General features: G+C 33.2%; 11 protein-coding genes. 3 read left to right on the plus strand and 8 right to left on the minus strand.

From position 1 onward, the window contains the following. Window positions 1-23: 23 nt before the first annotated feature. Both pyk and BN4220_RS04410 read right to left on the minus strand, forming a co-directional pair. Entirely contained in the window at window positions 24-1,448 is a 1,425-nt protein-coding gene (gene pyk, locus BN4220_RS04405) for a pyruvate kinase (RefSeq protein ID WP_066714136.1), read from the minus strand. A 17-nt stretch (window positions 1,449-1,465) separates the two neighbouring features. Further along, window positions 1,466-2,344 carry a hypothetical protein gene (locus BN4220_RS04410; protein ID WP_066714139.1) on the minus strand — a complete coding sequence of 293 codons (879 nt, stop codon included), beginning with the start codon at window positions 2,342-2,344 and terminating at the stop codon, window positions 1,466-1,468. 245 nt (window positions 2,345-2,589) lie between these two features. On the opposite strand from BN4220_RS04410, the gene BN4220_RS04415 reads away from it, so the two are divergent. Together BN4220_RS04415 and BN4220_RS04420 are read left to right on the plus strand one after the other, a co-directional pair. Further along, a complete protein-coding gene (locus BN4220_RS04415) occupies window positions 2,590-4,365 on the plus strand; it encodes an Rqc2 family fibronectin-binding protein (RefSeq protein WP_066714142.1) in 1,776 nt (591 codons plus the stop codon). Between the two features lie 109 nt (window positions 4,366-4,474). Continuing rightward, on the plus strand, window positions 4,475-5,302 hold the full coding sequence (locus tag BN4220_RS04420) for a histidinol-phosphatase HisJ family protein (protein ID WP_066714145.1): 828 nt from the start codon (window positions 4,475-4,477) through the stop codon (window positions 5,300-5,302). A gap of 71 nt (window positions 5,303-5,373) precedes the next feature. Here the strand turns inward: BN4220_RS04420 and BN4220_RS19985 are convergent, their stop codons facing one another. The 5 genes from BN4220_RS19985 to nifS all read right to left on the minus strand — a co-directional run bounded on the left by BN4220_RS19985 (window position 5,374) and on the right by nifS (window position 9,434). Next, window positions 5,374-5,562 carry a hypothetical protein gene (locus BN4220_RS19985; protein ID WP_148401689.1) on the minus strand — a complete coding sequence of 63 codons (189 nt, stop codon included), beginning with the start codon at window positions 5,560-5,562 and terminating at the stop codon, window positions 5,374-5,376. Window positions 5,563-5,683: 121 nt separating this feature from the next. Further along, the gene (locus BN4220_RS04425) at window positions 5,684-6,307 is read right to left on the minus strand and encodes a DedA family protein (protein WP_066714147.1); all 624 of its coding nucleotides are present in this window, start codon (window positions 6,305-6,307) and stop codon (window positions 5,684-5,686) included. 342 nt (window positions 6,308-6,649) lie between these two features. Beyond that, on the minus strand, window positions 6,650-7,741 hold the full coding sequence (mnmA, locus tag BN4220_RS04430; protein ID WP_066714149.1) for a tRNA 2-thiouridine(34) synthase MnmA: 1,092 nt from the start codon (window positions 7,739-7,741) through the stop codon (window positions 6,650-6,652). 31 nt (window positions 7,742-7,772) lie between these two features. After that, entirely contained in the window at window positions 7,773-8,216 is a 444-nt protein-coding gene (gene nifU / locus BN4220_RS04435; RefSeq protein ID WP_066714154.1) for a Fe-S cluster assembly scaffold protein NifU, read from the minus strand. 33 nt (window positions 8,217-8,249) lie between these two features. After that, complete coding sequence (gene nifS, locus BN4220_RS04440; protein ID WP_066715418.1) at window positions 8,250-9,434, minus strand: cysteine desulfurase NifS; 1,185 nt, start codon at window positions 9,432-9,434, stop codon at window positions 8,250-8,252. A gap of 617 nt (window positions 9,435-10,051) precedes the next feature. Between nifS and BN4220_RS04445 the strand changes: the two genes are divergently transcribed. Continuing rightward, window positions 10,052-11,593 carry a putative polysaccharide biosynthesis protein gene (locus BN4220_RS04445; RefSeq protein ID WP_066714156.1) on the plus strand — a complete coding sequence of 514 codons (1,542 nt, stop codon included), beginning with the start codon at window positions 10,052-10,054 and terminating at the stop codon, window positions 11,591-11,593. A gap of 160 nt (window positions 11,594-11,753) precedes the next feature. Here BN4220_RS04445 and BN4220_RS04450 read toward each other — a convergent pair whose 3' ends face one another. After that, a complete protein-coding gene (locus BN4220_RS04450) occupies window positions 11,754-12,236 on the minus strand; it encodes a hypothetical protein (RefSeq protein WP_197467889.1) in 483 nt (160 codons plus the stop codon). Window positions 12,237-12,271: the final 35 nt, after the last annotated feature.

Consider the following 12,271-nt stretch of genomic DNA (forward strand, 5'->3'; position numbering starts at 1 on the left):
CCTGTCTCCTTTATTTCATATGATTAATCGATTTCTACAGCTTTAATCATATTTGTTACACTAGACATTCCTGCAGGCACGCCAGCTGTTAAAATAACAACATCTCCTGAGTTTACTAAGCCAGCTTCTGTAACAGTTGAGATTGCATCTGAAAGTAAATGATCTGTTGAATTTACTTCTTTTGTTTTTAATGGTTGAACTCCACGATATAACTGCATTTTACGTAATGTACGATCAAGTGGAGATAAGCCTACTATGTTAGCGCTTGGTTTATATTTAGAAACCAAACGTGCTGTGTATCCAGAAAAGCTAGAAGCAATGATTAATTTTGCATCAAGTCTCTCTGCAGTTGCTACTGCAGAATAGCTAATTGCGGATGATAAGTTATCACTCTTGCTGCTTAAACTTGCTTCATCATATTTTCTAAACTGTACGTAATGTCCTTCTGTTTCTACCGCAATCTTAGACATTAAGCGAACTGCTTCGATTGGGTATTTACCAGCTGCTGTTTCACCGGATAACATAATTGCATCTGTTCCATCATAGATAGCATTTGCTACGTCTGTTACTTCTGCACGTGTTGGTCTTGGGTTACGAATCATAGAATCCAACATCTGAGTTGCAGTAATAACTGGTTTAAATGCTGCATTACATTTTTGAATCATAGTCTTTTGGATGTATGGTAATGTTTCTGCATCTACCTCTACACCTAAATCACCACGAGCAACCATGATACCGTCTGCTTCTTCTATAATTTCATCAAGGTTTTCAATACCTTCCATATTTTCAATTTTTGCGATGATTGCTATATCAGAATTACAATCTTTAATGATGTCTCTTATTTCACGAATTGCAGCTGCGTTACGCACAAAGGAAGCCGCAATAAAATCAACACCTTGATTAATACCAAAAATAATATCTGCTCTATCTTGCTCAGTAATTGCTGGAAGATTTAACTTAGTGTTTGGTATATTAACTCCTTTACGGCTGCTTAATTCTCCACCGTTTACAACTTCACAGACAACGTCTGTTTCACCAACTTCTTTGATTTTTAATTCAATTAGACCATCTGCAATAAGTATTGTTCCACCTACACTTACATCGTTTGGTAGGTCCTTATAAGTAACACTAATTACTTTGCTATTACATTCTACATCTTTTGTTGTAACTATAACATCTTGTCCCTTTTCAAGGCTATATTCTTCGTTATTCTCAGCTAAGCCAGTTCTTATCTCCGGTCCCTTTGTATCTAAAAGAATAGCAATAGGAAGTCCTACTTCTTCTCTAACCTTTTTGATCTTACGAATCATTTCACCATGAGCCTCATGTGTTCCATGTGAAAAATTAAGTCTAGCAACATCCATTCCATTTAACATCAATTCTTTAATCATTTCTTCAGAAGACGTTGATGGTCCCAAGGTACAAACAATTTTCGTTTTTTTCTGCATCTTAAAAAATCCTCTCTTTAACTTTCCTTTTCTTGATGGTTATGATGCACATGTTCATGGGTGTATAAATGATCCATACAGTACTCATAGTTACCATCGCATTTCGAACAGAATCTAAATTCTAGATTTTCATCATCAAGTTCTGTTCTACCACAAACCGAGCATTTATGTCTCGTTATTGTGGTTTTGCCACGAAATTGGACTACATTATCCGGATTGTAAGCATTGCGTACCTGACGTTTATAATTCGCTTTTCTTTTGAATTCTTTTGGAGATATTTTACGATAATTTCTTGTTGCAAAGTAGAAAATTAAAAAGTTTGCTACTGCTACAACAACTGCTAATGCATAAAGCCAATTTCCTGCAATTATCATACTAATCACGTCATATGCAAATAAAGCCGCATATATCCAAGCAAGATACTTTATCTTTATTGGAACAATAAAGAATAGCAGCATTTGCATATTTGGATAAACTGTTGCAAATGCAAAGAACAATGTTTGGTTAATTAAGTCTAGTGAATTCCCCAAAACTCTGCCTGTTCCAAAATAAATAATTATCGCTGCAACAATTTGTAACAAAATACCACTTAAAAAATACAAATTAAATCGAAACGCTCCCCACGCTCTTTCTAATGAAGTACCAATCATATAATATAGATATAAGCTAATCAATAGAAAGATATCAATTCTCTGTGGCGCGATAAGGAACGTTACAAGTCTCCAAATCTGTCCTTCTAGCACCTTAGAAATATCAAGTGAGAGGTACGTCAAATAAAAATACGGATTTATTAGATAAATTACTGCACCCAATATATACACAGCTATGATATACTGCATTAAATTTGATATGGCATATCTACCAAACTTCCGCTCCATTTTATCCAAAAATTTCATAATCACCCTCCACTTTCTTGCGCGGTACTGCCTTTAATCCTGACATTAATTATATGTATTCTTAAGGATATTGTCAAACAAATGATTATAAATATTCTATAATTTCACTGGAAATTTGCAAAAATCAAACGAAAATTATTTCATTCGACACTCTTTGGTGATAATCGAAACCTTTTCATTGATTTTGTTTTATGTTATAATAATCTGAATTATTAGCTAGAAAGATAGAAAGGTTAGGAAAATATATGGCACTTGATGGATTTGTCATTTCAAATATGATACATGAATTAACCGAGAAATTAGTAGGTGGAAGAATCGTTAAAATTAGTCAACCTGAAAAGGATGAATTAATTTTAACAATAAAAAATTACGACCAATTTAAGCTGTTTATTTCAGCCTCTGCTGGTTTGCCTCTTATTTATTTAACAGAAAATAGCAAGCCTAATCCTATGAATGCACCTAATTTTTGTATGTTGCTTCGTAAGCATTTAAACAGTGCAAGGATTATTTCAATTACTCAGCCAGAGTTTGAGAGAATCGTACAAATTGAAATTGAACATCTTGATGAGATGGGTGATCTGTGCAAAAAATATTTAATTGTTGAAATCATGGGTAAGCATAGTAATATTATTTTTTGCGATCAAGAATTTAAAATTGTAGATAGCATTAAGCATATTTCTGGTTTTGTTAGCTCTGTACGTGAAGTACTTCCTGGTAGAGAATATTTCATTCCAAAAACCATGGAAAAATTTAATCCAATGACAATTACTAAAGAAGAATTTATGGAATCGGTACTATCAAAACCAATTAGTATTACAAAGGCACTATATCAAAGTTTAACAGGGATTAGTCCTCTTCTCGCGAACGAAATATGTCATCGTGCTTCTATTGACGGGGAGCAGCCAACTGCAATATTGACAGAAGATATTAAACTTCATTTGTATAATAATTTTTTACGAGTTATGGAGTTAGTTAGCTCGCACGATTATGCACCTAATATTGTGTATAAAAATGGTGAACCAATTGAATTTTCAAGCCTTACACTTACTTGTTATGAAGGTGTAGAAGGTATATCAGCAGAGGCTTACGATTCTATTTCAACATTACTAGAACATTATTTTTCTAAGAAAAATACCATTACAAGGATTCGCCAAAAATCTGCTGATCTTCGTAAAATTGTAACAAATGCTATTGAACGTAGTAGTAAGAAATATGATTTACAACAAAAACAATTAAAAGATACTGAAAAAAGGGACAAGTATAAGGTGTACGGTGAACTTCTTACAACTTATGGTTATTCCGCTGAACCTGGTGCGAAATCAATTCGAGTTTTAAATTATTACACTAATGAAGAAATTGATATTCCTCTTGACCCAGAACTTACAGCCCTTGAAAATGCAAAACAATATTTTGAAAAATATAATAAATTAAAGCGTACTTATGAAGCTATCACAAAATTTATCGTAGAGACGAAGGAAGAATTAGAACACTTAGAATCTATCAAAACTTCCTTTGATATTGCGCTGCAAGAAGAAGATCTAGTTGAATTAAAAGAAGAATTAATACAATTTGGTTATGTAAAACGCCATTTTACTGCAGGCAAAGGTCCAGGAAATAAGAAACAAAATAAGAAACCTAAAATAACTAGCAAACCATTCCATTATCTTTCCTCCGATGGTTATCACATCTATGTTGGAAAAAATAATTTTCAAAATGATGAACTTACCTTTAATTTTGCAAATGGCGGAGATTGGTGGTTCCACGCAAAAGGAATTCCTGGCTCTCATGTTATTGTAAAATCAGGTGGAGATGAATTACCAGATCGCGTTTTTGAAGAAGCTGGAAGTTTAGCAGCTTATTATTCCAAAGGTAGAGATGGGGAAAAAGTTGAGATTGATTATGTGGAACGTAAACATATCAAGAAACCAAGTGGTGCAAAACCAGGGTTTGTTGTTTATTATACCAACTATTCTCTAATTGCTAGCCCTGATATAAGTTCTTTAACATTAATAAGTGAATAGATAATATAATTATTTTTGATTCGAGTGTCAGAATACGTACATCGTTTTGATGTTTATATCATTTTGATACTCGATTCAATTTTCAATGCAAAAGAAAGGAATCTAACTTATGATTTTAGCTGACTATCATTGTCACTGTTACTTCTCTTCTGATTCCAAAAGCAAACCAGAGGACATGGTTAAAATGGCGATTTCTCGCGGACTAAAAACACTTTGTTTTACAGATCACCTGGATTATTTATATCCTTCTGAAATCGAGAATGACTTTATATTTAACCCAAAAGAGCGACAATTAGAATTATTACAATTAAAAGAATTGTATCGAGATGATATTGAGATATTAATAGGTGCTGAACTTGGACTAAGGAATGAACCCGATATTAAATCAGCAGTAAAAACTTACTATGAGAATATAACACAGGAAATCTCCTATGACTTTCTTATTGGTTCAACTCATGTTTTAGAAAAAAAAGATCCCTACTATAAGGAATATTGGGAAGGAAAAACCATAAAAGAAGGGATTACTGATTACTTTTCGTCCATTATTCACAATAGCTCTTTTTACGATACATTTCAGGTATATGGACACCTTGATTATATTATTCGCTATCTTCCAGTAGAACATAAAGACTATCAATACAATGAATACTCTGATTTGATTGATATGGCTTTAAAATCTTTATTAGAACATGGTAAAGGAATTGAATGCAATTCTGCTGGACTTAAATATCAATTAGGATTTCCTCATCCAAAAGTGGAAATTCTAAAACGATATAAAGAACTTGGTGGAGAGATTTTAACCATTGGTTCCGATGCTCATAAGCCTGAGCATATTGCGTACGATTTCCCTGTCGTAAAAGACTTACTAGAGTCCATTGGATACCGCTATTATACGGTATTTAAGGATCAAAAGCCTGCGTTTATCAAGTTATCTTAGTATTAAAATTGATATTAAAAGTCAAACACCCTATTTATCATTGATTAATAGGGTGTTTTCTTATTCTAGATTTATTTTTTTACCAAATATCGTAACCAAACTCCATCGCCATTTGTTTTTCTGATATCTTTAAGTTTAAACTCTACGGGAATATTTTTTGATAAATTGCTTGATTTTTCAAATAGAGTTACTGTGTTGTTTTCACCTTCAGCAACGGGCGCAATCAGTAAGCTAAGATCATCCACAACACCTGTATTCAAGCCAAGCACATAGTTTAACGTTTTCGTAAAATGAAAAGGTGAATTCGTGTTTGCAAGGGTATATTGACATTATTAGTCTTGCACTTAAAAAAAGGAACTGTCAAATGACAGTCCCTAAAAATTATTTATCTTTATTTTTTTTAAATCTAGTTTTATAAAATATTGCAGCTGCAATAAGGAATACAACTACAAGAACAACTAGAGTAACGCTTGCATATGTATCAACATAGCCAGCAATTCTCTCCCAAGAAGCACCCGCAACAACACCAAGATACACTAATATAGTATTCCATACAAGACTACCGATAGTTGTAAATAAGAAAAATAATCCTAAATTCATCTTAGCCATACCAGCTGGAATGGAAATCAAACTACGAACAATAGGAATACATCTACAAAATAATACTGTTATCTTTCCTTTTTTCTGAAACCAATTCACTGATTTCTCAACATCTTCACTTTTAAAATGAAGAACTTGTCCAATTTTACCATCTAAGATTTTTTTCATTCTTTCTGGAGATAAAATACGACCAACACCGTATAAAATAATAGCACCAAGCAATGAACCAATCGTTGAAACTATTACAACGATAACTGGTTGCATCGTAGAATAGGTTGTCATAAATCCACCAAAGGTTAATATAACTTCTGAAGGAATCGGTGGAAATACATTCTCAACTGCAATTAAAAATAAAATTCCAAAGTAGCCAAACTGATTCATTATCTCAATAATAATATCTTGCATTTATATACTCCTTATTTATCCGATTAACGTTATTCTTTCATATTATACCTAGTGATTGAAGTATTGTCTAGTGATAAGTCGAAATATTCCATTATTCTTAATAATTCATTCCAAAGAGAAAGAATGTGCGTACTACATTTCCCTGTTGACACGCCATCATGAAATTAACTAATTACCTTAGCACTTCATGTGCATCCTTAGCTAAGCGTTTTTTTATACAAAACATATATTCTTTTATATTCTATAAATAAAAAAAGCATTAAATTTTCTCTTATGTAATCTAATGTCTACATAAGTTTGAAAATTTAATGCGTATAATTATAAACTGAGGCACCTAAAATCTTAGGATTGCACTTCGCTTTCGCGAATGATAGTTCCACCACCAACTACAATATCACCATCATAAAAAACTACTGCTTGTCCTGGTGTTACCGCACGTTGTGGCTCTATAAAATCACATCTTACAATGTCATCTCCAACCATTGTAAGGCGGCATTTTGCTCCTTCATGATTATAGCGAATCTTAGCTATAACCTCTAAACCATCTTCAAATGTTTCCACTGCCATATGATTTAAGTTATTAGCATACAAAGTATTTGTAAACACTTCATCATTGGTTCCAATAACAACTTCATTGGTTTCTGGACGTATTTCAACAACGAATGCTGGTTTTCCAAGAGCGATACCAAGTCCTTTTCTCTGACCAACGGTATAATGAATAATACCCTTATGTTTTCCTAAAATCTTACCAGAAGTATCAACAAAATTACCTTCTTTAATTGGTTTATTTGTTTGCTCACTAATAAAGCTAGCATAGTCATGATCTGGAATAAAACAGATTTCTTGACTATCTGGCTTGTTAGCAACCATTAAACCAATTTCCTCTGCGATTGCTCGTATTTGGTCTTTTGTATATTCACCAACAGGCATTAAGGTCTTTGACAATTGCTCTTGTGTTAAGTTATATAATGCATAAGTCTGGTCCTTTGCTGCAGTTGCTGATTTTTTAAGAGCATATCTACCATTATCAAGCTTTACCACTCTTGCGTAATGACCAGTTGCAATATAATCCGCTCCGATACTTAAAGATCTAGTTAAAAGAGATTCCCATTTTACATATCTATTGCAGGCTATACAAGGATTTGGAGTTTTTCCTTGAAGATACTCTTCTACGAAATAATCTATTACATTCGTTTGAAATTCTTGCTTGAAATTCATAACATAATAAGGAATATCTAATGCATTGGCAACACGTCTTGCATCGTCTACTGCACTAAGTCCACAGCAACCGCCGCTTTCTTCAAGTACTACCTCTTCTTGATCCTGCCAGATCTGCATAGTAACACCTATGACATCATATCCTGCTTTTTTTAAAAGATAAGCAGCAACTGAGGAATCTACTCCACCAGACATGCCTACTACAACTTTTTTCATTCAAATTTTCCTTTCCAAGAAATGAGCAAAACTAAAATTCTTCTTCTTCCTCTGGATCATCTTCATGAATATCGTTCTTAGGTTTTTGAAGGCCTTCAATTTTGATACCTTTCTTTTCAGCATAATCCCAAAGAGCTGCGTGAATTGCTTCTTCAGCTAATAAAGAACAGTGTACCTTAGCTGCTGGCAATCCATCAAGTGCCTCCATAACTGCTTTGTTAGTAACCTTAAGAGCTTCTTCAATTGTAAGACCCTTTACTAACTCAGTTGCCATACTGCTTGTTGCAACTGCAGCGCCACATCCGAATGTCTTAAACTTTACTTCATTAATGATTCCATTATCATCAATATCAAGGTACATTCTCATAATGTCTCCACATTTAGCATTACCTACTGTACCTACACCACTTGCATTTTCTATTTCTCCCATGTTTCTTGGGTTTTGAAAGTGATCCATAACCTTTTCACTGTACATATTTATTCCTCCAGTCGCTTCAATAAAATAAATCTATTTTTTATTTTTCTTCATAAAATCTTCGTATAATGGAGACATATCTCTTAATTTTGCAACGATTTCCTTCATACAATCAATGGTATAATCGATTTCTTCTTTTGTTGTATTCTCACTAAGTGTTAATCTTAATGAACCATGTGCAATCTCGTGTGGTAAGCCAATTGCTAATAATACATGAGATGGGTCAAGGGAGCCTGATGTACAAGCAGAACCACTAGAACCACAAATACCTTTCATATCAAGCATGATTAGTAATGATTCACCTTCAATAAATTGAAAACTAAAGTTTGCATTGTTTGGTAGACGGTTTCTTCTATGACCGTTTAATCTAGTATATGGAATTTCTTTTAATGTTCGATCAATTAAGTAATCTCTTAATTCAATTTCTTTTCTTGTCTTTTCTTCCATATCACGACAGGCAATTTCAGTTGCTTTACCAAGGCCTACAATACCTGGTACGTTTTCTGTTCCAGCTCTACGTTTTCTTTCCTGTGCTCCACCATGGATGAAAGAACGAATCTTAGTTCCATTTTTAATATAAAGGAATCCAATGCCCTTTGGTCCATTAATTTTGTGACCACTTGCACTTAACATATCAATATTTAATTCTTGCACATCAATTGGAAGTTGTCCAAACGCTTGAACAGCATCTGTGTGGAATAAGATACCATTTTCTTTTGCAATTTGACCAATTTCTTTGATTGGTTGAATCGTACCAATCTCATTATTTGCAAACATAATAGAAATCAAAATCGTAGTTGGACGAATCGCTGCCTTTAATTCATCTAGTTTTACAAGGCCATTCTCATCAACATTAAGGTATGTCACCTCATATCCATTCTTCTCTAAGTATTCACAAGTATGCAAAACTGCATGATGTTCTATTTTAGATGTAATAATATGATTGCCCTTATTTTTATAGCTTTCAGCTACACCCTTGATTGCCCAGTTATCTGCTTCTGTACCACCAGCAGTGAAAAAGATTTCATTCGTGTTGCATCCAATCGCTTTTGCTATTGTATCTCTTGCGTCTGTAACAGCTGTTTTATTTTGAGCTGCAAAATCATATATGCTTGATGGATTTCCAAATTTTTCATTAAAATATGGAAGCATTGCTTCCACTACTTCTACTTTTGTTTGAGTAGTCGCTGCATTATCCAAATAAATTGTTTTATTCATTGAAGCACCTATGCCTTTCATATATTTTAAGTTCTCTAAAACGAAGGATATGTACCCACATACCCGTCATTAATTACGACTAAAGAGCGCAGTCGCTTTAGTCACATTTATTTTGCACGAGTGCGCACCCTTAGCAGAGCATTTTTTAAAATACAGAAAATAGTGTTAATTCCTGTATTTTAAAAATAGAGTATTCTTTTATCATAAATTGTTTTATGATTTTATGCAAGTTTATTGTATTGTAATATTCTGGTTCCAAGACCAAAAGGCTCTCGAAACATATTATGGCTTTTTTATTGATTTGTCAATCAAACCAAACGTAATCTTTGTATTTCATATCATTTTTCTTACTTTTAAATGCTACGAAACATAGTTAATCCAATAATTATCCATATTTTATTATTTACATATATTACGTAATAAAACTAATTATGCTACAAAAAATCATTTCCTAGTGGATTACTAGGATATAAGCATTGTAATCCTATTGATTTTATTTGTCAATCCCTTGAGCAATAAAATTCTTTTATGTCCAAGCATTCAGAAAATCAGTAATCATGTATGGATTATCAATGGAATATATATTAATAATATTCAATTCAATAAGGAGTCCACGTATGAGCAAAAATACGATTATTAAGGGTACAATCATTTTGACCATTGCAGGCCTAATCACCCGTATTATTGGCTTCTTTTATAAAATCTTCCTTTCAAATGCACTAGGTGCAGAGCTCTTAGGGGTATATCAACTTGTATTTCCAATCTACGGTATTTGTTTTACCATTTATGCTTCAGGAATACAAACAGGTATCTCAAAATTAGTAGCTGAAGAAGTTGGTCATTGTAATTTAAAAGGAGCGAAAAAAATACTAAAGGTCGGTATTTTATTATCTTTTAGTATTGCTACTATACTTGGTATTCTAGTATTTAAAAACAGTGATTTTATAGCTACTAGAATACTCCTTGAAGCAAAAAGCGCCTCTTCCTTACGAATTCTTGCTATTGTTTTCCCCTTTTGCGGTATAACTGCTTGTATTAATGGCTACTATTACGGATTAAAGCGAGCTGGTATCCCTGCTACCACTCAATTGTTAGAACAAATCATACGTGTAGGTGTAGTATATTATCTCGCATACAAACTGGGTAATGGTAGTATTAAAGCGACCTGTGAGCTAGCTGTTTTTGGTCTTGTCATTGGAGAAATAGCTTCTAATATATATAATATTATATCACTAATTGTCGTAAAACCAAACAAAAAAGATTTTTTAATGAATTCTAAGAGTACTTTAACAGACAAGAACACTAAAAAACATCTAAAAGAACTCTCAGGAATTAGCTTTCCTTTAACGATAAATCGTTTACTAATTAGCCTTTTACATAGCTTTGAATCTATCCTAATACCTAGTTTATTAAAAAAGCACGGGCTATCCAATGTGGAAGCTTTGAGTTTATATGGTATTTTAACTGGTATGACAATACCTTTTTTACTATTTCCTTCTACAATAACAAATTCACTATCTGTTTTATTATTGCCAACTATTTCTGAGGCAAATGCAAAAAATAATAATAAAATGATTGCACATACAATCAGTGTTTCAATAAAGTACAGTTTAATGCTTGGAATTTTTAGTACAGGGATTTTCATATTCTTTGGAAATCCTCTTGGTATCGCCGTATTTAATCAACCTGCTGCTGGAACTTATTTAGTAATTTTATCTTGGCTATGTCCATTCCTATATGTAGGTACTACTATGGGAAGTATCTTAAATGGACTAGGTAAAACCCATTTAAACTTTATTAATTCAATTTTAGCGTTATCCATTCGAATTTTACTGATGGTAATTCTTATTCCAAAGCAAGGTATTACAGGCTATTTGATTAGCCTTTTAATAAGTCAACTTTTATCAGCAGCACTTGACACAGTATTTATTTACAAAACCGTTTACTTCCCATTTGATGCTATGAATTCCTTACTAAAACCAGCAGTTGTTATTGGATGCACCTCTTCTTTTTTCTATCAACTCTATTGCTTTTTACTTGAAAAAACTCAGATAAGCAACTTGATTCTTATCTTACTTACTTGCATTGTAATCTGCATTTTGTACGTTGCTTTTTTAATTATGTTCCAATCGATAAAAGCAGGTGAATGGAAGTCATAGTATATTCTGCCATGGCTAGATAAGGTTAACAACTGGCTTAAATCCTGCCATATTATATTTATTAAATAATTAGGGACTTTTACAGAATATTTTACTTGTATGATAGTAATAAAATACATACAAAGAAAAATTATTCTAGAAAGTCCCTTATTAACTCTATTTAAAAGCAACGGAAGAATAGGATTCTTCTTATATTAATTCGTTCAAATACCCAACGATTTCTTCTCCAGCGGAATCCTTCTACATGATTTCTACCTACGAAAGTAGGGTAAAACCAGAAATTATCACCGCCAATTAGCCACATATATGCAAAGCGATGAAGACATCTTCTTATTCCACCTTGATGAAATAAGGTAGGTTCACCACCAATAAACTGTCCTCTTTCTTGTGGTCCGCCAAATTGAGATGGCATTTCAGGAGTAAAATTTGGTGGCGCCGTCAATGGCTGCATTGCACCTGGAGGCGGTGGACCTGGAGGGCCTGGTCTTTGACCTGGAGGTGGTGGTGGCGGGCCTGGAGGGCCTGGTCTTTGACCTGGAGGTGGTGGGAATAACTGCTGAAGTATCAAGTCATTCGTTTGATTATATTTTTCATAAATTTCATCTTTATACAAGGTCATGATTCCTTTCATATTCAAATTCATACAATATCTTATGAAAATCTTTATAAAAGGTGAAA

This window comes from Clostridium sp. Marseille-P299 (assembly GCF_900078195.1).
Lineage (GTDB): Bacteria > Bacillota > Clostridia > Lachnospirales > Lachnospiraceae > Lachnoclostridium.

Coding starts and splice junctions, on each gene's coding strand:
- pyk (WP_066714136.1), bottom strand. CDS start 1,448: ATGCAGAAAAAAACGAAAATTGTTTGTACCTTGGGACCATCAACGTCT.
- BN4220_RS04415 (WP_066714142.1), top strand. CDS start 2,590: ATGGCACTTGATGGATTTGTCATTTCAAATATGATACATGAATTAACC.
- nifU (WP_066714154.1), bottom strand. CDS start 8,216: ATGTACAGTGAAAAGGTTATGGATCACTTTCAAAACCCAAGAAACATG.
- mnmA (WP_066714149.1), bottom strand. CDS start 7,741: ATGAAAAAAGTTGTAGTAGGCATGTCTGGTGGAGTAGATTCCTCAGTT.
- BN4220_RS04445 (WP_066714156.1), top strand. CDS start 10,052: ATGAGCAAAAATACGATTATTAAGGGTACAATCATTTTGACCATTGCA.
- BN4220_RS04450 (WP_197467889.1), bottom strand. CDS start 12,236: ATGAATTTGAATATGAAAGGAATCATGACCTTGTATAAAGATGAAATT.
- BN4220_RS04425 (WP_066714147.1), bottom strand. CDS start 6,307: ATGCAAGATATTATTATTGAGATAATGAATCAGTTTGGCTACTTTGGA.
- nifS (WP_066715418.1), bottom strand. CDS start 9,434: ATGAATAAAACAATTTATTTGGATAATGCAGCGACTACTCAAACAAAA.
- BN4220_RS04420 (WP_066714145.1), top strand. CDS start 4,475: ATGATTTTAGCTGACTATCATTGTCACTGTTACTTCTCTTCTGATTCC.
- BN4220_RS04410 (WP_066714139.1), bottom strand. CDS start 2,344: ATGAAATTTTTGGATAAAATGGAGCGGAAGTTTGGTAGATATGCCATA.